Origin of the sequence: Trichocoleus sp. FACHB-6, from assembly GCF_014695815.1 — a bacterium.
Lineage (GTDB): Bacteria > Cyanobacteriota > Cyanobacteriia > Cyanobacteriales > FACHB-T130 > Funiculus > Funiculus sociatus.
Genome location: NZ_JACJOY010000127.1, coordinates 64,769 through 85,111, shown reverse-complemented (window position 1 = coordinate 85,111; position 20,343 = coordinate 64,769). Strand labels below are relative to the sequence as shown.

19 protein-coding genes are annotated in these 20,343 nt (G+C 43.9%); 11 read left to right on the top strand and 8 right to left on the bottom strand.

Going from position 1 to position 20,343, the window contains the following annotated elements:
- The first annotated feature begins 89 nt into the window (after positions 1 to 89).
- Genes H6F66_RS26075 through H6F66_RS26065 form a run of 3 tightly spaced genes read left to right on the top strand, consistent with a single transcriptional unit; the run spans position 90 to position 2,719 of the window.
- Positions 90 to 914, top strand: a complete 825-nt coding sequence (locus tag H6F66_RS26075) for a rhodanese-related sulfurtransferase (RefSeq protein ID WP_190427825.1) — start codon at positions 90 to 92, stop codon at positions 912 to 914.
- On the top strand, positions 884 to 2,518 hold the full coding sequence (locus H6F66_RS28650) for an adenylate/guanylate cyclase domain-containing protein (protein ID WP_242022186.1): 1,635 nt from the start codon (positions 884 to 886) through the stop codon (positions 2,516 to 2,518). The genes H6F66_RS26075 and H6F66_RS28650 overlap by 31 nt, the downstream gene beginning before the upstream one ends.
- A gap of 27 nt (positions 2,519 to 2,545) precedes the next feature.
- Positions 2,546 to 2,719: a hypothetical protein gene (locus tag H6F66_RS26065; RefSeq protein ID WP_190427823.1), complete on the top strand. Its 174-nt coding sequence runs from the start codon at positions 2,546 to 2,548 to the stop codon at positions 2,717 to 2,719.
- A gap of 24 nt (positions 2,720 to 2,743) precedes the next feature.
- On the opposite strand, the gene H6F66_RS26060 is transcribed toward H6F66_RS26065, so the two are convergent.
- On the bottom strand, positions 2,744 to 3,514 hold the full coding sequence (locus H6F66_RS26060; protein ID WP_190427821.1) for an EcsC family protein: 771 nt from the start codon (positions 3,512 to 3,514) through the stop codon (positions 2,744 to 2,746).
- A gap of 573 nt (positions 3,515 to 4,087) precedes the next feature.
- Here H6F66_RS26060 and H6F66_RS26055 point away from each other — a divergent pair.
- Positions 4,088 to 5,161, top strand: a complete 1,074-nt coding sequence (locus H6F66_RS26055) for a hypothetical protein (RefSeq protein WP_199313357.1) — start codon at positions 4,088 to 4,090, stop codon at positions 5,159 to 5,161.
- A gap of 224 nt (positions 5,162 to 5,385) precedes the next feature.
- A complete protein-coding gene (locus tag H6F66_RS26050) occupies positions 5,386 to 5,928 on the top strand; it encodes a hypothetical protein (protein WP_199313356.1) in 543 nt (180 codons plus the stop codon).
- Positions 5,929 to 6,163: 235 nt separating this feature from the next.
- Here the strand turns inward: H6F66_RS26050 and H6F66_RS26045 are convergent, their stop codons facing one another.
- The 4 genes from H6F66_RS26045 to H6F66_RS26030 form a co-directional block, all read right to left on the bottom strand.
- Positions 6,164 to 6,904 carry an alternative oxidase gene (locus H6F66_RS26045; RefSeq protein WP_190427819.1) on the bottom strand — a complete coding sequence of 247 codons (741 nt, stop codon included), beginning with the start codon at positions 6,902 to 6,904 and terminating at the stop codon, positions 6,164 to 6,166.
- A 251-nt stretch (positions 6,905 to 7,155) separates the two neighbouring features.
- Entirely contained in the window at positions 7,156 to 7,641 is a 486-nt protein-coding gene (locus H6F66_RS26040) for a hypothetical protein (protein ID WP_190427817.1), read from the bottom strand.
- Between the two features lie 67 nt (positions 7,642 to 7,708).
- On the bottom strand, positions 7,709 to 8,056 hold the full coding sequence (locus tag H6F66_RS26035) for a cupin domain-containing protein (RefSeq protein ID WP_190427815.1): 348 nt from the start codon (positions 8,054 to 8,056) through the stop codon (positions 7,709 to 7,711).
- Between the two features lie 114 nt (positions 8,057 to 8,170).
- Positions 8,171 to 8,947 (bottom strand): class I SAM-dependent methyltransferase, encoded by a 777-nt coding sequence (locus tag H6F66_RS26030; protein WP_190427813.1) that lies wholly within the window; start codon positions 8,945 to 8,947, stop codon positions 8,171 to 8,173.
- Between the two features lie 380 nt (positions 8,948 to 9,327).
- Between H6F66_RS26030 and H6F66_RS26025 the strand changes: the two genes are divergently transcribed.
- From H6F66_RS26025 to H6F66_RS26010, 4 genes are all read left to right on the top strand, one after another.
- Complete coding sequence (locus H6F66_RS26025) at positions 9,328 to 9,864, top strand: hypothetical protein (RefSeq protein ID WP_190428020.1); 537 nt, start codon at positions 9,328 to 9,330, stop codon at positions 9,862 to 9,864.
- A gap of 58 nt (positions 9,865 to 9,922) precedes the next feature.
- Positions 9,923 to 11,935 carry a family 10 glycosylhydrolase gene (locus H6F66_RS26020; RefSeq protein ID WP_190427810.1) on the top strand — a complete coding sequence of 671 codons (2,013 nt, stop codon included), beginning with the start codon at positions 9,923 to 9,925 and terminating at the stop codon, positions 11,933 to 11,935.
- A gap of 441 nt (positions 11,936 to 12,376) precedes the next feature.
- A complete protein-coding gene (locus H6F66_RS26015) occupies positions 12,377 to 13,159 on the top strand; it encodes an alpha/beta hydrolase (RefSeq protein ID WP_190427809.1) in 783 nt (260 codons plus the stop codon).
- A 139-nt stretch (positions 13,160 to 13,298) separates the two neighbouring features.
- Positions 13,299 to 13,790 (top strand): hypothetical protein, encoded by a 492-nt coding sequence (locus H6F66_RS26010; protein WP_190427808.1) that lies wholly within the window; start codon positions 13,299 to 13,301, stop codon positions 13,788 to 13,790.
- 101 nt (positions 13,791 to 13,891) lie between these two features.
- On the opposite strand, the gene H6F66_RS26005 is transcribed toward H6F66_RS26010, so the two are convergent.
- Together H6F66_RS26005 and H6F66_RS26000 are read right to left on the bottom strand one after the other, a co-directional pair.
- Positions 13,892 to 14,359 carry a DUF4829 domain-containing protein gene (locus H6F66_RS26005; RefSeq protein WP_190427807.1) on the bottom strand — a complete coding sequence of 156 codons (468 nt, stop codon included), beginning with the start codon at positions 14,357 to 14,359 and terminating at the stop codon, positions 13,892 to 13,894.
- Positions 14,360 to 14,517: 158 nt separating this feature from the next.
- Complete coding sequence (locus tag H6F66_RS26000) at positions 14,518 to 14,760, bottom strand: hypothetical protein (RefSeq protein WP_190428018.1); 243 nt, start codon at positions 14,758 to 14,760, stop codon at positions 14,518 to 14,520.
- A 660-nt stretch (positions 14,761 to 15,420) separates the two neighbouring features.
- On the opposite strand from H6F66_RS26000, the gene H6F66_RS25995 reads away from it, so the two are divergent.
- Positions 15,421 to 16,161, top strand: a complete 741-nt coding sequence (locus tag H6F66_RS25995; RefSeq protein WP_190427806.1) for a MerR family transcriptional regulator — start codon at positions 15,421 to 15,423, stop codon at positions 16,159 to 16,161.
- 64 nt (positions 16,162 to 16,225) lie between these two features.
- Here the strand turns inward: H6F66_RS25995 and H6F66_RS25990 are convergent, their stop codons facing one another.
- Positions 16,226 to 17,404 carry an MFS transporter gene (locus H6F66_RS25990; RefSeq protein ID WP_190427805.1) on the bottom strand — a complete coding sequence of 393 codons (1,179 nt, stop codon included), beginning with the start codon at positions 17,402 to 17,404 and terminating at the stop codon, positions 16,226 to 16,228.
- Between the two features lie 429 nt (positions 17,405 to 17,833).
- On the opposite strand from H6F66_RS25990, the gene H6F66_RS25985 reads away from it, so the two are divergent.
- The gene (locus H6F66_RS25985) at positions 17,834 to 20,317 is read left to right on the top strand and encodes a BsuBI/PstI family type II restriction endonuclease (protein ID WP_190427804.1); all 2,484 of its coding nucleotides are present in this window, start codon (positions 17,834 to 17,836) and stop codon (positions 20,315 to 20,317) included.
- The last annotated feature ends 26 nt before the right edge of the window (positions 20,318 to 20,343 follow it).

The window sequence follows — 20,343 nt, the reverse complement described above, 5'->3', positions numbered from 1 at the left end:
CTAGACGCAAGCCATCGTAAAGCTTCCTTTGTTAGGTTAGATGGGAAACTAGAGGAAAATATTTCTACTCCTTCGGGTGGAGGGGGAAAATGAGCCAAGTTGTTGTAACTTTCTATAAATTCGTCAAGTTGCCGGACTTTGCCGAGAAGCGATATCCCTTGTTATTGCACTGCGAAGCACAGGGTATTAGAGGGACGATATTGCTTGCAGCAGAAGGCATTAACGGGACGATTGCAGGATCGCGTCAGGCAATTGACTCGGTGCTATCGTTTTTACGTTCAGATCCCCGTCTGGTTGACTTAGAGCATAAAGAGTCTTATGCCGATTCTCCACCATTTGATCGGATGAAGGTGCGGTTGAAGAAAGAAATTGTCACCTTGGGATTGCCCCAAATCGATCCAAGCGATCGCGTCGGCACCTATGTCAGTCCGAAGGAGTGGAATGAGCTGATTTCAGATCCAGAAGTAACGATTATTGACACCCGCAACGATTATGAGGTGTCTATTGGTAGCTTTAAAGGAGCGCAAAATCCCAAAACTGCCTCATTCCGCCAATTTCCCGACTATGTTCGCAGCGACCTCAATCCGAGCAAACATAAAAAAGTTGCTTTATTCTGCACTGGCGGCATTCGCTGCGAAAAAGCGACATCATTCATGATGGCTCAAGGGTTCCAAGAGGTCTATCACCTCAAGGGCGGCATTCTCAAGTATTTAGAGGAAATTCCACCAGAAGAAAGTCTGTGGGAAGGGGAATGTTTTGTCTTTGATCAACGTGTCGCTTTACGTGAGGGTTTGGAGATAGGAACTCATGAAATGTGCCCTAGTTGCGGGCATCCTATCTCCGAAGCCGATAAAACTTCACCTCATTATCAAGAGAATGTTTCTTGTCCCTACTGTTGCGATCGCCCAGTTTGACACAAGAGCGGTATTCAACAGCACCCCAATTTCCAAATCGACGAGGAAGTCAGATGTACGACTTGACGAGATTCACTTTAAGGGACATGGTGGAGTGCGGGTTGGCTCTACGCCAGTTCGGCTTGGGGGCTGAAAGTATGGAAGAGGCGAGTAACAGAATTGTTAGGTATCTTTACGAAAATTTCTGTACTAAGTCAACTGGTGAGAAATCTTGCGCCCTCGTCCGTTTGTTCAAAACTCACCCTTATGAAGACTTAGAAGCCGAACTTGCCGAGTATGCCCGTAGTATGTTGGGCGACTATCCCCCTTTGCCTGCCATGAAGTGCATGACTCCACTGGCAACGGTAGGAGAACAAACGGAATGGAACTCAAGACACACATCCGTTGGACACAAGGCTATTCCACTGGCAAGCGAATCTGTAGTTGCTCAGATGCCGATGATCTCACAACTCATCAGACAGCTTGGCTTAGATATAAAAACAGTTATCAACCCTGACCCGAATCTTTTAGTAGAAATCGAGCAAAGGAAATACAACGTTTTCTATGTGCCTGAAGCGATTGGCAACCCCTATATTCCCGCCCAAGACTCCTTTGTGATTCCATTCGGAATCAAGTCTGTATTGGGGTTTGGTGGTCTATTGCCTTCGGGCAATCTGTTTGCAATCATCATGTTCTTGAAAGTCCAGATTCCTCATAGCACGGCTCAGATGTTCAGCACTCTGGCGCTGAACGTAAAGACAGCACTGCTGCCCTTCGATCGAGGAGCTGTCTTCGCTCAAAAAGATGAATCTGCTCCAGCCTCTAGGCAAATATTCACAAGAAACACTGAGCGGGAGCTAGCGCAGCTTAAATCCCAGGTAGTGACTTTAACGCAGTTGCTTGATGTTTTTGAGAAATCGATCTTAGTACAATCCGATCGACTCGAACAAGCCATAGAGCAACTGGCGGACTCCGCGCAAAAGTCAGAAGAGTTATTGCTCAATATTTTGCCAGAGGCAATCGCCAAGCAGCTCAAACAAAATCCAGCTGCGATCGCTGAACAATTCAACGAGGTGACAATTATGTTTGCCGATCTTGTTGGGTTTACGCCCCTATCGGCTCGCTTAAAACCGATTGAGCTGGTTAACTTACTCAATCAGATTTTTTGCACCTTCGACGCACTGGCTCAACAGTTGGGATTAGAAAAAATCAAGACGATTGGCGATGCCTACATGGTAGCCGCTGGGCTACCACTTCCGAGAGCCGATCATGCCGAAGCGATCGCAGATATGGCACTGGCAATGCAAGCTGCGATCGAGCGCTTGCGAACCGAAGGAGGTGTGAACGTTCAAATTCGCATTGGCATTAATACAGGCATTGTCATCGCTGGAGTCATTGGCACGAAGAAATTTATCTATGACTTGTGGGGAGATGCCGTTAATATTGCTTCGCGCATGGAGTCTTCCGGTCAAGCAGGAAGCATTCAGGTGACGGAAGCCACCTATGAGCGACTCAAGGATAAGTATGTGTTCCAAAAACGAGGAGCTATCAAAGTCAAAGGGAAGGGAGAAATGGTGACATATTGGCTCGTTGGCTCCTTTGCAAGTACAAGGGTTGGGGCTTAGTGAGAGCAAAGGTTATTGCCCGGAAGAGTGAGAGACAGTTGCTTTATTCTGCACTGGCAGCATTCGCTAGGGACTCATGAAATGTGTCCCAGTTGCGATCATGCCATCTCGGAAGCTGAAAAAACTTCCCCTCATTATCAAGAAGACATTTCCTGTCCCTATGGTTGCGATCGCCTCACGCCAGAGAAACCAGTACGATAGGAAGCAACAACATTACTGCTGAGATTAACTGCTAGAGCCTACGCTACTTGCAGCAGAATTTCTCTTTGCTTCATAGAAGCGGCTGGCAACATATCCTAGAGAGTAAATCAAACTAGCGTTACTCGACGCTCCAACCACAGCACCGATTACAGGGATGAGTTCCACAAAACTCAGCCCGCCTTTGAGGACTCCAGAACTTCCCACAGACAAACCGAAAATTACCAAGACTTCGCCCCGGCGTGTGGGATCTTTTAGCGGAAATCCGTATGCCGCAGCAATGCGATAAATCATCTCAGATTGCAGTGCTGCGATCGCAGCTAGCTCGATCCCGAACAAAGCAAGCGCTAAAGGAGGCAAAAAGTTAGTAGCTAATCCAATTCCCCCCGCTTTCAGGGCAGTATCGACCATTATTCGGTTAGCCAGTTGCTCAGGTTTGTCTAGAGGATATTCTTGTCGCAGCTTGTCTACCTCATTCTGAGCCTTCTCGACATCAACCTGACCGAGGGCAGTCATTAACACATTAATGCCTGGTACTTTGGCAGCATATTTGATTAACGGATTTTCAGCGATAGGAGTAACGATTCTGCCTACCGTTTCCGTCCCCTGCTCCACGAATTGCACAGCCGCAGGTACCGCCGACTTGCTGACAGCAGTGGTAGTATTTGTAATCTCTTCTGCTGTAACCATTGCTACATTAGAACCCCACTTAGCGGCACAAGCAGCCATTTGAGTTGCTGTAGCGATCGCTTCACTCATTTGGTCTGTGGATGAACCTTGTCTGTTCTTTACTGGCATAGTTTCAGTTAATATTTTTACATCTTTTAATTAACTTACACTCAATAACACCAAGGAATTATCTACCCTCTGATAGTAATTTGATGCTCTGGCGAATGACATAGAGCGATCGCTTTCCTTTAATGCAGAGGGGGGAAGATGCGATCGCGCTTATCGTTGCACAATAGGGAAGATGCGATCGCTTTCCTTTAATGCACAATAGGGAAGAAGCGATCGCGCTTATCGTTGCACAATAGGGAAGAAGCGATCGCGCTTATCGTTGGACAATAGGGAAGAAGCGATTCCCTGCGGGATAGCTTTGCTGCACGCAGATTCTACTTATGTGAAAAACTTCCTTAGAAAATTCAATATTTTAGAAGTTTTAATGAAGTTTGGGCTGCCGTCATTGACGGCTTCAGAAATAGTAGCTTTAAATAGAGCTAACTCGTGTTAAATGCTACAAGGCTAGAGCGTAATTGCACAGTAGTTCCAGGAAATTTAAGAGACGAGCGCGTCCATTAAATCTGAGCTGCTTTGTACGGAACCTGGTCATGGCTAGTAGTTATCTAGGGAATTTTTGTACTAAGCAAACAGATGTTCAAAATTAACATTCAGGAAATAGAAGCTGTAGCTTCAACGTTTCAAGAAACCGCATCCCAGGTTGTATCGACTACTCAAAGTGCAGTATCAGAAGCACTCTCAACAACCCAAGAGGCGACAAGTAGTGCAATTCAACAGGTTTCCAACTCAGTCACTTCTATAGCTTCAACGTTTCAAGAAACCGCATCAGAGGTTGTGTCAGCTACTCAAAATGCAGTATCAGAAGCGTTCTCAATAACACAAGAAGCTGCGAGTAATGTAATTATTGAAGCTCAACTGGCTTCTAGCTCAGTCACTGGCGCTGCAACAATTGCTGCACACGAGGCATTCAAAGTTGCTCACAACATTAAATTTGAGAACTTACCCCACAATTTGCAACTTAAATTTCACCGAGCTGGAGTACGCGAAGGTATTCGCAATGTTCAAGAAGCTGCCAAAGTGTATGAGACAATTCCAGCACAAATTCGCGCTCAAGGATATGAAGCGATTCGCGAGTTTTGCAACGATAAAGATTGGAGCCATATAAAAGCGCACGTCAACGGTGGAGGAAAAGAAGCTTCAAACGGTATCTTCGAGAACTTCCGAATCAACCGATCTCGTGGTGGAGTTGATATGACTCCTGAAGAACTTGCAGCAGCACGTAAGGTACTTGGCGATGCAGCTTTCAAAGCAAGTGTAGAGCAAGTGATTGGAGCTGCTGTTCAAGGTGCTTTGGTAGCAGCAGTTATTGAACTTGTATTCTCAACTCTAGAGAATTCATTGTCCTTTGCTGAAGGGAAAATTACGCAAGAAGAGCTAATTCGTAAAGTTGCAGTGGCAACAGCAACAGCTGGAATCGCTGGTGGTGTAATTACAGCTATTTTGATGTGCATCTGTATGATTTTCCCACCAATTGCTGCTCTACTTGGTTACGCTGCTGTTCCTCTTGCAGTGATTGGTATCGGCTTCATGTGCGTTCGTGCCTGGGAAATCTTCATCCGTGCTGATAAACTTTTTGGAATTACTGAAGAACTGGGAAAATTTACCCAAAACATTGAGCAAACAATTTTAAATTTTGACGCTTTGTGATCAGCGATCGCTCTTTGTCAAATTCAGTTTATACGCGCTCGGCTCCTCCCAAAAAATCCCCAACTTAGAATAAACGGTGGGAGCGATCGCATTTATCATTGCAGAAGATTGGCAACTCAGTTATCCTTGCGGTTGATTGTGCATTCCGCACTTGAAGATCGCACCCTACAATACCAATGCGATCACGCTAATTAGTTAACCGATAATCCTAGAAGTATTTAAATATGATAGAAAATATGGTTGCTGGCGCATTTTATCCTTTAACCGGCTTGTTTGAGACTATTCTCAAAGAAGTTTATGCTGAAAAACAAAGAAAGCATGAACAACGGATGAAAGAACTTCAAATTATTGCTGATTCGAGCCTTCGTGATGCCTATGTGCAACAGCTTTTACTGGATAAATTTCTTGCTCCTGTTGACAATGCACAGCATGAAATTCAAAATACAGCTAAACACGCACAGTATTTAGCGGAAACCTTTAACTATTACCATCAAGATCATCGTGCGACAAAAGAAGAAGCAAAAGAAATATGTTACCAACTTCGGCTATTAGCAATTAAGATATCTCAAATAGATTCACTCTATGAATTAAAAGTTATTTATCAAGCAGCTACTCTGTTTGTTTATCAATTGTCAAGGTTTAAACACGAAGATCGAAAATACTCTTTAGAGCGAGCGCTCCGCAAAAACATATTAGATGTATTAAATACTTGCATTGCTGTTGAGACAAATTTTCAAAGACGAGTTAGTTTTATGGGTGTTGATTGAGGCTAAAATCGCCAGAACAAGTTAGGGCGGTTAAGCTTTTGATGAGTGGTTTGATTCCCTTCGAGATACCAAAACTAAAACCTAATCAATAAGAGACTCAACCGCGTTAGTCTTAGCAATTTGGGAGATTATCGCTAATTATCGGCAACAGATACAGCAAAACTCCCCTTAATAAGGGGAGCAAACTTGCGATACCAAACAATTCAACTGGTAGTAGAAATATTCTGGGTGCTGACTACGACATTTCTACTGGCTCTTTTTCTGCCTGCTGTGCAATGTTAGCAGTACGCTCGTCAATGGCAGCTCTAATTGATTCCGGTAGAGGTAGTTTGTTGGCGCTGTGAGGACTTTGGAAAGTTTGTTGAGCGTCGGGTTGCTGACAAGCAATCATTGTTTTGACGTGTTCTAATTCGTCATCTCGGATAGCAAAAAACACATCATAGAGATTTTCGATGTGGGGACGACGTTGTTGCGGATCGCGCATAGTTTGAAATTCATCAAATAGATACAGGTCGCCGTTATGGTAGTAATCGATGGCTACGTCTGGGGCTGGCAAAGTTTTAAGTTCCTCGCCATGCTCTTTCAGAAAAGTGTCATAAGTGTGGTATGCGTGTTCTTCCACCTGTTGCATGAAGTTATAAGCAGACCGGGGAGACACCATATATACCAAGACAATAATCCAGTAGTAAACGAAGGCTCCCGTATGAGCAACAAAGCGATCAATCCAGTATTTATTACCACCAAGTGACTCGGCAATTAGTAGGTGATGTAATTCGTTCCAAGATTCGGCAAAGTGAACTTTTAGCCAGTCAGCCTTACGCCACCAACCCATAGTTTCATATAGGTGCAGAACTGAGGTGTAGGCGAAGTAGGGAACGCGAGCAACTGTTTCTAAGACAAAAAATCGCGGATATACACGAGTGCGATAAAAAGTGTTCAACAGTGCTTCTAGGAAATTCACGAGGAGTCTGATCATTTTAGTATCCTCTTACTCTTTTCTTTATGGAAATCCTGGGATTTACTATCGCCCTCCCTCTTCAGAAGTAACTAATCCTGAAATGGTACATCTTATACAGTAGAGGGCGATAGTAATTAGACTTGCGATCGCACGGCACACCATCCCTAAGATTGTAGAGCCTAAATTAATAGTATCTCTCTATTTCGGCTGATGCAGCTTGAGGGAAAAAATGGTGAAAAAAGTACCAGTGCAACAGTCCTCAACAAAAATTAGACAGCAACTAAACGAGACTGAGCCTCTTCACGGGCGGCGACAACTAGAACTAGACAAAGGGCTGCGATCGCTTGTTGCCATTCTTGACGCACTTGGGCATCTTCTACACCGTCAAACAACCCCACTAAGCGAGGAATTGAGGCTTCCAAAGCTGGACGCGGAACTGGACGATGCAGTTCCACTAAGCGCGTCAGACTTTCCTCCTGTTTCAGAAAATTAACAACCCATTTGGTAGTATGGTCAGGGCTATCTGGAACACGCTTCAGTCCTAATTCGTTTTTCAGCCAATTATAAAAGGGTGGCAATTCATTGGCTAAAACGGCGGCAGCGGTGGGTAAAGTTTTTTGCAGCAACCCAATATTTAAACTGTCGAGTTTCTCCTTAAAATCAGGTGTTTTGAGTAACTCCTGCAACCGTAATGAAAGCATTTTTTCTAGGTCGGTTTGGGAGAGATTGAGGTGTTCAGTAAAAGTGTTAAGCATGATCGTCTATTGGTTTGCTACTACAGATATTATGGCGTTTGAGAAGAGTTAGCAACTATGAGCTACCTCAGTTTTCATGTGAATGATGTTCAGAAAGTGTTAGCAAAAACGCTAGATTTTCCTGAGCCTGTAAAGCATGGGGCGCATTAGCAGGCATGAAGACGAATACACCTGCTTCGAGGGAAATTTCTCTTCCCTCTAAAGTCAGAATTCCTCGTCCTTCGATAACCGTGACAGTGGCATTGCGAGTTGATGTGTGTTCGGCAATTTCAGTGCCGGTTGCTAAACAAAAAAGCGTATGTTGACAGTTGTTGTCTTTTATCAGTACCTTGCTCAAAACTCCAGATTTTGGATACTCAATCTGCTCCCGAAGATTACTAACGAAAGATGTGCTATTTGTTGTTATGGAAGCCATAATTAATTTTCCACCTGAATAGTTGATTTGGTTAATGAACAAAGAATGGGGACTAGGGACTAGGGGCTGGGGACTAGGGACTAGGTAAGATTCTTCCCAATCCCCAATCCCCAGCTACGCGATCGCGCACACAGCGATATATCCCAACTCTTGCTGGTATTGGCTGAAAACGCGACGCATTTCCAGAACTCGGCTGCGAATAGCAGGTTTAGTTAACACATTCCACAAAATACGTGCCGTATTCAGCAACCCTTCATCCCGCAAGATTTGCCGCAGATTTAACAATGCCATTGCTCCAGTTTGATGCTGCTTTACCTCTAACCCAGCGGTGGAAAAAGCAGCTATCCAATTGGTTTCTGATAGAGGTGTGCTATTGATGCGAATTACCTGCGCCAAATCGCGGTGAATTTGTTCTTCGCGATCGCGTGCTAAAAGTTCATGAGAGAGAAATTTTCCTCCCGGCTTCAGGCGGTCGTGGATAGAACGCAGAATTTTAGCTTTCCCTGGTGGAGATTGCATCGTCAGAATTGCTTCTGCTAAGACGTAATCAAACTTCTCAGATATTGCATCTAGGCGGAAAATATCGCCCTCAATGACCTCCACCTGACCCACCAAGCCCGCCGCCGCAATGTTGGCACGCGCACACGCCACGCTGTCGGGGTTTTTCTCCACACCGACCACTCGCACGCCGTAGCGTTGGGCTAATGCGATCGCGCTGTAGCCAAAACTAGAAGCTAATTCTAGAACTGTCTCGCCGGCTTTGAAGCCAGCCCATTGAAACAGTTTCTCTGTGGCAATTCCTCCCCCCGGACGCAACATTTTCTTCCCAGCTGCTGCTAAAACTTGATGCCCCGAAGCCGTTTTAAAATTGAGGGTAGTAGTATTGGTCATATCTTTGACCCTCCAGATTGCTGATATCTCCACTCTGACAGAGGTTCAAGAGTGCGAATATGAGCCAGCTCATATTTATACCACTAGAATCAATTTGCTGGTACCAGCTACTCTTACGAACCCCCCTCAATCCCCCCGTTTCAGGAGGTGGTTTCATTTATTAAAAGAAAATTCTGTAACGTTGATTTTGGTTGGCGGTAGGGGCTTTTTGATTGCCATGCCCCTACAAAATGTCACAATTTTCGATATTTGCTTCGATTGTATGAAACCACCTTGAACCAACCGGGTTGGGGAGCAGTTCTTTGAGAATTACTGAATGGGTACTCTAGCACTACCCGAAATTGGCTATCATCGCAGGAGAAAGAGTTTCAGGCACGATGATGAGCGAATTTGCGTTTACAGTTCCAGAAACAGTCACATTTGAGGAAGCGATCGCCCTCACCCAATCAATTCTCGACAAGATGCAAGCGGGTGAATTATCGCCAGACGCGATCGCCGCCGCAATCTCAGAATTAGTGAAAACTGAAAATGGTGCCAGAGGCTTTTTTGTCAACTATCTAACATCGGAAAGCACAATTGCAGACAATCCCAGTCAGGAAGTCGTGCAGGCATTGCAATCAAATCCAGACACAGTTTCCGAATTATTAGTGAAAAATCTGGCAATGTCTGCGGGGATGGCAATTACCCATCGTCGCAATGATAATCACCAGATGGCTGAGGGTTCCGATAGAGTGCGATCGCGTACTGCCCGTATTATAGAACTGGTTAAACTTCCCCAAGTGTACCAACTAGCTCAAAGCTTGCTGGAAAGTGCCATTACTGGCGAAGGCGAATACAAACCTTTTTTAGCAAAATGGGGTTATGATGCCGAACAACGGCAAGTTATCTCTGAACAATTGCAACAAATTTTGAACTAGCTAACAGCTAAGAAATCTTAAATAATTAGCAATTAGCCATTAGCAATTAGCAAAAACTATGGTTACATCCTCTCCTCAATTCTCTGATATTCAAGATCATTGGGCGCGTTTATTCATAGAAGCCCTCGCCAGACGTGGCATCATTAGCGGGTTTCCCAATGGCACTTTTCGCCCTAATCAATCAATGACCCGCGCTGAATTTGCTACTATCATTAGCAAGGCCTTTGTGAGACCTGTAAAGCGAAAATATGTCCGCTTTGTCGATGTTCCCTCTGGCTACTGGGCAGGGGCAGCAATTGTAAATGCTTACGAAAGAGGATTTATCAGCGGTTTTCCCGATAATACCTTTCGTCCGACAAACAGAATCTCCAAGGTAGAAGTTTTAGTTTCCCTAGTCAGTGGCTTAGAAGTTGCCGCCAATATAAAACCTCACCTGCAAACATCACTGTCACAAATATATTTAGATGCTGCTCAAATTCCGAACTATGCAACAGATGATATAGCCGTAGCTACCAGTGCCGGAATGGTAGTTAACTACCCGAATATAAAATTACTAAATCCCAATGGTGCAGCAACTCGCGCCGATGTTGCAGCTTTTATCTATCAAGCTTTAGTGTATCAAGATGAAGCTCCGGCAATTGCATCTAGCTACATTGTAGTTCCTCCAAAACCGGGAACTTTACCGCAAACAGTTAAAGTTAGTCATCAGCGAGAATTTCGGGGTGCGTGGGTAGCAACAGTCTGGAACAGTGACTGGCCCTCCAAACCGGGATTACCCGTTGAACAACAGCAAGCCGAATTAAGAGCAATTCTAGACCGGATGCAAGCAATGAAGCTGAATGCTTTAATCTTGCAAGTACGACCGGAAGGGGATGCCTTTTATGCTTCGCAATTAGAGCCTTGGAGCTATTGGCTCTCAGGAGCGCAGGGAAAGGCACCAAACCCATTTTACGATCCTCTGGAGTATGCGATCGCCCAAAGCCACCAGCGCAACATTGAACTTCATGCTTGGTTCAACCCCTACCGCGCCAAAGTTAGCACCAAGCTACCGCCAAACGTCCGCCCTCACCTCTCTGTCACCAATCCCGAAGCCGTTTACCCCTGGGGAAATCAGCTGTGGATGGACCCCGGACTAAAAGTAGTTCAAGACAGAGCATACAACGTAATTCTCGACGTAGTGCGTCGCTACGACATAGATGGCGTCCATTTAGATGACTACTTCTATCCCTATCCCATCGAAGGCAAATCCTTCCCCGACGACAAAACCTACGCCGCATATCAGGCGAGTGGCGGAAAACTATCCTTGGGGGACTGGCGGCGAGAAAATGTCAATCAAATGGTTCAACGCCTCTCCACAGGCATTAAAGCAGCAAAATCCCACGTCAAATTTGGCATTAGTCCCTTTGGCATTTACCGCCCCGGACAACCGCCGCAGATTAAAGGACTAGATGCCTACAGCGTACTTTATGCCGACTCAAAAAAATGGCTAGAACAAGGTTGGATAGATTATCTAGCCCCACAACTGTACTGGCGCATCGACCAAACCGCCCAGAGTTACCCCGTCTTACTCAAGTGGTGGACTGATAATAATCCCAAAGAGCGACACATTTACGCAGGTAACAATTTAGGACAGCTGGACGGAAAAGCTTGGAACCTTGAGGAGATTAAAAAGCAAGTTCAAATTACGCGCAACTTGAGTGATAACTTGTCACTGGGAAATATCTTCTTCAGCATGGAAGCTTTCACCCAAAATCGTCAGGGCATTTACGACAACTTCAAAACTTCAACTTATACCCAACCAGCACTCGTTCCTAATATGTCATGGCGGGACACAATACCACCAGCCCCCCCAGCCGGAGTAGCGGTGAAAGATGGCAAACTAACGTGGAATGCTGCCAATCCCGATATTCGTTCTTGGACGCTTTATAAACAGAATGGTTCTACCTGGACGCTACAAAGAATCCTTCCAGCAGGAACCACATTTGCCACTCTGGAACCAGGAAAATATGCCTTAAGCGCAGTGGACAAAATGGCAAATGAAAGTGGAGGAGTTCTCGTTTCCGTCACTTAAAAACTTGTAGTTTCTAGCTTTGTTTGAGGCACCTTACCCGACAAATACTTATGTTATTTTCATTCCTGGGCTGCGGTCTGGGAATGAAGATAAAGAGGTGCCTCCATTTATTGAGAATACTGCATATTCTTGAGTATTCAAACTTCAGACAGAATAGAAATCTAGGCAACTATGTTAATTTCTATAAAATCTGCTTCTCACCCAATACTTCTCGGTTAGGAAAAATTGTAGGTTGGGGAGCCGCCCCCTCCGCTGTGTTCCCCGCGCCCTTGGTGCGTGGCGTTTGAGGTGAGCGTTACCCAACGCTAATAATATTAGGTTTGTTGGGTTGAGCGATAACGAAACCCAACTTACTTGCTCTCAAATTGTCGCTTATCCGAGAAGTATTGCTTCTCGACCTATTTACCTAAAAATCATCTCAACAAATTAAAGGATAATTCAATGGATCAACAATTTATCGAAAAACAAGTTAATTTAGGGGAATGTTGCATTACCTACTTTGAAAAAGGGGTAGCATCAGGATTATCTCCTATACTATTTATCCACGGTTGGGGTGTATTAGTTGAACCTTATCAAGGCAGCTTAAATATTTTGTCAGAGCGTTATCACGTTATCGCACCTATATTACCAGGTTTAGGACAATCAACTGCGCCTGAAATTATCCAAGATTACACAGATTATGCGCGGGTGTTAATTGATTTTCTAATGGCGCTGAATCTGAAAAAGGTTCATGTAATCGGGCATTCCGAAGGCGGAGCAATAGGCATGGCATTGGCAGCCTTAATGCCATCTATGGTTCGCAGTCTCACAATAGCAGATAGTACGGGAATTCCTCTAGGTTCCGTGCCGGAAGTCGTTGCCAAAAGGGCGATTGAGATGCCTGCACAAATGTGGCAAATGAAGGTTGAACCTGTGGCTGAAGTTTTTAAAAACTTGCTTTATAACAGTTTTACTAATACTCAAAATCTTATAAATATGGGATTTATTGGTATAGATAAAGACATCAGACCGCTGTTGCCAAGGATTGAATCTCCCTGTCTAATTTTGTGGGGAAAGAACGATTTGCTTACCCCCGTTTCATTTGCTCAAGAATTTTATGAAAATATTAAAGATTCGCAATTAATTGTCGTGGATGAAGTATACCACGAATGGGTACTTTTCTTCCCCGAAAAATTTGCATCTATGATTCTGAATTTTATTGATAAAATTGAAAATGTTAACTAATAGCAAGTAGGTTGGGGAGCAAGTAGGTTGGGTTGAGGTGAGCGTTACCCAACGCTAATATTACGTTTGTTGGGTTTTGCTGGCACACGAGTCCAACCTACAATTTTTACTAACCGAGAAGTATTGACATACAAACCCCATGAGTGAAGCTGTTCTAGTTAGTATAAGAAGTGCCTTTCTCAATGCGCCCGGTTTATGGGAAAGTACCCTAAAGCCACGCCAAGGTAATTGGTGCAAAATTATTGATGGTATTGATAAGACGCGAACTGATGGCTATTCCATTGAAGGGTCGTTTGTAAGTCAAATCGACTTGGTAACTTATCAACAACCAGGACTTTATCTGTTCTGCGAAAAGAAGGGACGCAAGCAGGGAAATCAGGTGCAATTATATGCCCTTTTTGCACTTGAGCCAAATGCCGAAGTTAAAGTTTTCAGGGAACTGAAAACTGCTACTAAAGATTGGGCGGTGCAGTTGTGGCCTGATATTGAAGCTTATATGCAAATACAGGAAACGAGTGCAGAAATTCGTCGCCAGGAATTATTAAGAATAATTCAATCTTTGGAATTTGAACTGAGTCAGCGACGTGCTGAACTGGGGGTTTTAGAAATGCAAATTGATGAAGAGTATTAAGTGTTATATAGCAAGTAATACTCCCATCAAACGCCACGCACCCCGTGCGCGGGTTCCCCGCGCACGGGGTGGCTCCCCAGCCTACGTTTATTTAAAATCGATTATGGGGCTGTACCAATGCCATCAATCAGCCATTGACCAATTGAACTGTTCGGAGCAACTAAGGTGTAAAATTGGGGCAACTGCTGATCGTTGGCAGAGAAAACTGGCTGGATGTAAGAGGCGCTGTACTCCACAGCAAATTTGTGGCCGTTGTTAGTCGAGAACTCCGGCATTAGCTGCACAGACTTGATAGTGACACCTTTGATGATGTAGTCTCGATACATCTTCACGAACTGCTGGTAGGATATTTGCGCCCGATAGCGGGGAGAAAGCAGATTGTAAGCTTCTTGATAGTTTCGGAGTGCGATCGCTTGAAAATATTTTTGCAGTACGCTTTCGGCAGGCGCTAGAGTTAAACCAGCAGCAATTTCCCTGGAAGATTGGGTTTCAAATGTTTGCGCCTGCACTGGTGCAATAATACTGGTGGTCAGAAGCAAGGTTGAGATCGCTAGAATTGCGCGTTTCATAGTTCGCGGCTTTTAGAGGCTAGAAACAAGTAAATCCTCTGTTGTCTCTAGCTTCGCTTCTCTGACCTTTTGATGACTTCGCACGATAGGATCGCCCGATTGGGTGATTTTTTTAATTTGATAATGGGTAATTATTCCCCATTCCCCATTCCCCGTCTTCAGTTGGAGTTCAGTCGCTTGGAAATTTGGCTAACCAACGCACTGAGAATTGCTCCTCCCATGAGAACGCCAAGCGCTGGGGTAAACAATGGTTGCCAAAGCTTGTACCACAAATCGAGTCCAAGGGGAACCCCTACCGAGTGACCGAAGACTGCGATCGCTAACCACCCAAAGCTTAGGAATACTAAGAATACATCAGCTACTAAAATCAGGTTTAGCCAATTGAGGAGTTTATCTTTGATCATCATATTTTGTCAAAAAATTTTCCTTAAACAACGCTTTCAGGTTTTCCATCCGCAGCTTAAACACTGTCTCCATGAGCTTACCAGACTTGTTCTACTGATAGAGCCACGGTTTCGCTCAACCTTTACAAATTAAAGCATATTTTGGCAAATTAAAGTTTTATATTATGACTCTTCAGTACCTAGCATGATAAAAAGTAGTTTAGTAAGTAAATGAAGGGAAATAAAAGCCTAAAATAGTAGCGCTAAAACCTTTATAGGGTTGACATCCAAAACTTATTTATAACTCAGTAATAGTTGAGCAAAATATAATCTTGAAGCGGCAGATGAGCATGACTATACAGTGGCGAATTAAATGACATCGGGACAAATTCGTGTCATCACGCAAGCTTGATCGCTGCACGCTTACAGCAATTTAGGTTGATGCTCCGCTTGTAAGTTCCCTGTACTCACTTAGAGCTGAACGCTAGACAAGCCAAGCTTCACAGCCTCAGTCACACTAAGTTGGCATTTTGACAAATAAAGAGGCACTGTACATTCTTCAGGGTAAAGAAGGCAATAGCTAATTTGTTTGCTTTTCCCCTTGACTCTCACGCAACGTGAGGCTCTTACCATGAATTTATCAATTGGAATTGTCTCGGAGCGGCAAGGAGGAAAGAAATGCAACCCGTTGCAATGAAAGTCGGTGATCTGGCAAAACAGACAGGAGTTTCCGTTCGGACATTGCACTATTACGACGAGATTGGATTGCTCTCGCCTTCTCGGAGGACGGAAACAGGCTACCGACTGTATATCGAAGATGACATTATCCGGTTACAGCAAATCGTGTCGTTACGGCAAATTGGCTTCTCCTTGGAACAAATCCGAGAGTGTCTGGAGCAAAGTCAGTTTTCGCCTCATCATGTAGTGCAACTGCACCTCTCCAAGTTGAAGGAGCAGATGGAGTTACAGCAACAGCTTTATGCGCGACTCGAAGCGATCGCTGCTCATCTGCAATCCGCAGAGACAATCTCTATCGAAGAATTTATTCAATTAATCGAGGTCACGATGATGGTAGAAAACTACTACACCCCAGAACAGCTAGACTATCTCCAAGAACGACGGCAAATACTTGGTGAAGAACGGATTCGGCAGGTTGAAGCTCAATGGCAAGAATTGATCGATCAAGCTCGAACTGCAATGCAAAACGACATTGATCCAACCAGCGAAGCAGTGCAGAAATTGGCTCGACGCTCACAAGAACTGATTCAAGAATTCACCGGAGGCGATGCCGGAATTGAGCGATCGCTTAATCAAATGTATCAGCAAGAAGGCGTCGAAGTTGCCAGTCGAGGCGCGATGGATTCAGTCTTAATGGAATATATGAACAAAGCAAGAGCAGCCCTAAAGCAACCGGAATAGGGAATATCAGATGACCACTGGCAAGGCTGCGAAATGAATGAAAAGCCTGCCAGTGGTAATCAATTTAAAAAAGCCCAATCAGTAAGGCGATGGGTGCTGCAAGCAACATCCACATCGTAGGTTGCAAACCATACTGTTGAGCAACCAAACCCAGCGCCAACGGAGCTAAACCACCCACGAAACCCGCCAAATTATCGAGCGTCATGACGGTACCACTCTGCCCTGGCATTGCTGTGTACAATTGCCCCTGGAGAATAGAGTACCAACCCGAATTAAGAAGACCCAGAAAGCCAAGAATGACCAACTTGATATTGATATTGGGTACCACCAAAAAAGCTGGATAAAGACACAAAATAAGAATGGCGCTAATCCTCAAATAATCTAATCCTCGCACCCGCTCTAGTAAGGGAATGAGAAGAAAATCTCCCAGCAAGCCAAAACCTAACCAGATTGTGAGAGCAAAACTTGCTTGCGTATTGTTTACACCCACAACATCAACAAAATACAGTGCCAAAAAGCCACGCAGAACATCCAACATCAAATCGCAAAATTGCAACAAAGTTAACCAACGCAACACCTTGCGCCGTTTTAATGCGTTGATGGCATTAGAGACACCATCTTTGAAACTAAGTACAGGTTCGTCAACTTGAGAAGATGTTGTTGGAGTTGTAAACGGATACTTCCACAACATTCCTACAAGTAATACCGTCAGTACCGCCAAAATTAAAAATACACTCCGCCAACTTTGATGGAATGCGATCGCACCCGCTAAAGCCAAAGGCCCAAGGACATTGCCAATAGAACCCGCCAATGCCCACCGTGCCATGTTTTGTTCGTGGCGCGTGGGTTCCATGTCCATCAGCGTCGCCTGGGAAAGACTGACAAAGGCACCAGATGCTGGATAAAACAGCACAAAGGCTGCTAATAACCAGGAAAAGTTATCGCTAACGGAGATGAGGAGTAATGCGATCGCAAAACCAACGCCTCCCCCCAAAATCAATTGCCGTCGCTGACCGATATCTGCCCAAATTCCCAAAATTGGCTCTATTAGGCTGCTGATTGTATTGGGTATCGTCAGCAATAGCCCAACTTGCACATAGGAAAGATGCAAGTCATTGCGAATTAATGGATACGTAGCACCCCGGACTCCATCCACCAATTCGTCTAATACTTCAATCACCAGGAAGATCAGAGTTAATAGAATGACAGTCCTGGTCGTTTTGTTTTTACCATTCAATGACATCGTGAAATTCTCCCGTCCTCAAAATTTGAACACCAGCGCAACATCTTCACGGCGTTGGCAAACGGAGGGGGAATCCACGAACAGACTTTCCGCCTTAGTTCTAAGGCGAATCGCTGGTTGGATTGGGTTCTAGAAGCTTACCAGGGAGGAAAAATCATACAGGTGAAGGGTAAAGAAAGGACTTGCAAATACGTCTGTAGCCTATTGTAGGCATACTAGAAGAGATTGCTTCTTGACGGGTTGAAACTCTATAGATTCAAAAGTTGGCAGCAAAATATGTCTGTTATGAAGACGGTTGGGATGTTATACAAACAATACCTACATAACATCCCAATTTTAAAAGTTAGACAGGAGCTGTCGAATCATGAGTTAGGTGTACTACAAGACAAATATATGGTAGGTCTTCATATCGATCCCTAAATTGAGAGCATGACGACGTTCCTTACAGACTCGGCTGACATCGCCAGGATTCATTTCTCTTCAAAGCTGAATTTCAAGCAGCGTAGTGAATTGGGACAGTTTATGACTCCTGCTCCGGTTGCTCGTTTTATGGCGAGACAATTTAGCAGTCTATCCGGTCACGTCAACCTTCTAGATCCCGGAGCCGGAGTTGGGGCATTAACGGCTGCCTTTGTAGAGCGACTATTGGCAAATCCTAACAAGGTTGAGAGCTGCTTCATAACAGCATATGAAGTTGAATCAACTTTTATATCATCTTTAAGAGAATGCCTCATAAAGTGTTGTGTAGCTTTAGAAAGCAGAGGTATTCAAGCAAATTACTGTTTACATGAGGAAAGCTTTATAAAGTCATTTACTGAAATAAATTTGCCGCTTTTTACTACGTCCTCCATTCGTTTTACTCACGCGATTCTGAATCCACCTTATAAGAAAATTAACAACCAATCAATCGAAAAAAAAATTATTTCAAAACTTGGGATTGAAACTGTAAATTTATATAGTGCGTTTGTTTGGCTTACTGTATTACAGCTTGCTAAGGACGGAGAGATAGTTGCAATTACGCCTAGAAGTTTCTGTAATGGTGCTTATTATCGTACTTTTCGTAAAGCTTTTCTTGAAAAAATCGAGCTTAAAAAAGTTCATGTTTTTGAGAGCCGCTCGACCGCCTTTTGCGAAGATAGCGTATTGCAAGAAAATATCATCTTTCATGCTTTAAAGTCCGGAGAAAAGCCTAATCATGTAGAAATAAGTAGTAGTTCTGGCACCAATATAAATGATTTTTTAGAATCAAGAATTATTCCTTACAACCAAGTTGTTGAAACAAATGACCCGGAAAGTTTTATTCATATTGTCACAAACCCTCTTGAAGATGCTTTAAAAGTGCAAATGGATAAATTTTCATCTACTTTAGATGAAATTGGGTTAAAAGTTTCAACAGGTCCAGTTGTTGATTTTCGTCTCAAATCAGCTTTGAGAAATTATTTGGATGAGCAAAGTGTTCCACTACTTTACCCAGAAGCTATGAAAGCAGGGAAAGTTTTATTTCCACCCAACAATCCTCGCAAGTCGATCGCAATTGAACAAAACCAAGAAACCGGAAAATGGTTAGTTCAATCGGGTTGGTACGTTTTAACAAAGCGTTTTTCTGCTAAGGAGGAAAAACGTCGTATTGTTGCTGCTGTGTGTCCTCCCGTAAATGCGCCAGCACTAGGCATAGAGAATCATCTTAATTACTACCATGCTAGAGGTAAGGGAATGAATCCCGACCTTGCACGAGGATTAGCTGCATTTCTCAATTCAACTTTATTTGACAGTTACTTCCGGCAGTTCAGTGGACACACACAAGTCAACGCAACGGATTTGCGTAAAATTAAATACCCTTGCAAAGATGATCTAATGCGACTAGGAAGGCAAATTAATGATTCTCACTTTGATCAAAAGCAGCTTGATACGGTTGTACACAAAACTCTGTCAATTATGAGCGAAGCAATAAATGCAGTTCAGGCTGGCAAACGAATTGAGGAAGCACTTGCAATTCTCAAAGATATTTCTGCTCCCAGAGAGCAACAGAACGAACGATCAGCACTTTGCTTACTTGCATTGGCAGACATTCGGCCTGAAACATCTTGGAATCAAGCGACAACACCAAGACGCGGAATTACAGAAATGATGGATTGGTTTCGTGATTACTACGGAAAACAATACGCACCCAATACACGCGAAACAGTTCGACGGCAGACAATGCACCAGTTTGTGCAGATGGGGATAGTTGTTGAGAATCCAGATCGACCTGATCGACCAATTAACAGCCCCAAATGGTGTTATCAACTTCATCAACAAGCATTGTCACTTCTTAAAGCCTATGGCTCTGAGCAATGGGAAGAAGCCCGTCGAAATTATGCTGTTTCAGTCACAAATCTATTGCAGTATAGAAATCGAAATATTCCGACAATTCCCGTAAGTTTGCCTGATGGTCAAGCCATTCAGCTATCATCAGGTGGACAAAATATATTGATAAAAGATATTTTGGAAAGCTTCTGCCCCAGATTTACACCTGGAGGTTTAGTTCTGTATGTTGGCGATGCCGGAAATAAGTTCATCATCAATGAAACTCAGAAATTCCGAGAAATAGGGATTGAATTAGATCCTCACGGTAAAATGCCAGACATTGTAATTTACTATGAGCGGCAAGATTGGCTTGTATTGATAGAAGCTGTGATTAGTCATGGTCCAGTCAACTTGAAACGTCACAATGAATTAAAGCGGCTCTTTCAGTCAAGTCGTAAGGGATTAGTTTTTGTTACAGCTTTCCCAAGCCGTAAGGAAATGACTCGGTATCTTGCTGAGATTTCTTGGGAAACAGAAGTTTGGGTAGCAGATCAACCCGATCACATGATTCATTTCAACGGGGAGAGATTTCTGGGACCCTATGAAGATCCAGAGAATTATTCTTAAATATCTCGGACAGTACACCTAACACG

Coding starts and splice junctions, on each gene's coding strand:
- H6F66_RS26055 (WP_199313357.1), top strand. CDS start 4,088: ATGTTCAAAATTAACATTCAGGAAATAGAAGCTGTAGCTTCAACGTTT.
- H6F66_RS26075 (WP_190427825.1), top strand. CDS start 90: ATGAGCCAAGTTGTTGTAACTTTCTATAAATTCGTCAAGTTGCCGGAC.
- H6F66_RS26005 (WP_190427807.1), bottom strand. CDS start 14,359: ATGAAACGCGCAATTCTAGCGATCTCAACCTTGCTTCTGACCACCAGT.
- H6F66_RS26060 (WP_190427821.1), bottom strand. CDS start 3,514: ATGCCAGTAAAGAACAGACAAGGTTCATCCACAGACCAAATGAGTGAA.
- H6F66_RS26050 (WP_199313356.1), top strand. CDS start 5,386: ATGATAGAAAATATGGTTGCTGGCGCATTTTATCCTTTAACCGGCTTG.
- H6F66_RS25995 (WP_190427806.1), top strand. CDS start 15,421: ATGCAACCCGTTGCAATGAAAGTCGGTGATCTGGCAAAACAGACAGGA.
- H6F66_RS26040 (WP_190427817.1), bottom strand. CDS start 7,641: ATGCTTAACACTTTTACTGAACACCTCAATCTCTCCCAAACCGACCTA.
- H6F66_RS25985 (WP_190427804.1), top strand. CDS start 17,834: ATGACGACGTTCCTTACAGACTCGGCTGACATCGCCAGGATTCATTTC.
- H6F66_RS26045 (WP_190427819.1), bottom strand. CDS start 6,904: ATGATCAGACTCCTCGTGAATTTCCTAGAAGCACTGTTGAACACTTTT.
- H6F66_RS26030 (WP_190427813.1), bottom strand. CDS start 8,947: ATGACCAATACTACTACCCTCAATTTTAAAACGGCTTCGGGGCATCAA.
- H6F66_RS26025 (WP_190428020.1), top strand. CDS start 9,328: ATGAGCGAATTTGCGTTTACAGTTCCAGAAACAGTCACATTTGAGGAA.
- H6F66_RS26020 (WP_190427810.1), top strand. CDS start 9,923: ATGGTTACATCCTCTCCTCAATTCTCTGATATTCAAGATCATTGGGCG.
- H6F66_RS26015 (WP_190427809.1), top strand. CDS start 12,377: ATGGATCAACAATTTATCGAAAAACAAGTTAATTTAGGGGAATGTTGC.
- H6F66_RS26035 (WP_190427815.1), bottom strand. CDS start 8,056: ATGGCTTCCATAACAACAAATAGCACATCTTTCGTTAGTAATCTTCGG.
- H6F66_RS26010 (WP_190427808.1), top strand. CDS start 13,299: ATGAGTGAAGCTGTTCTAGTTAGTATAAGAAGTGCCTTTCTCAATGCG.
- H6F66_RS25990 (WP_190427805.1), bottom strand. CDS start 17,404: ATGTCATTGAATGGTAAAAACAAAACGACCAGGACTGTCATTCTATTA.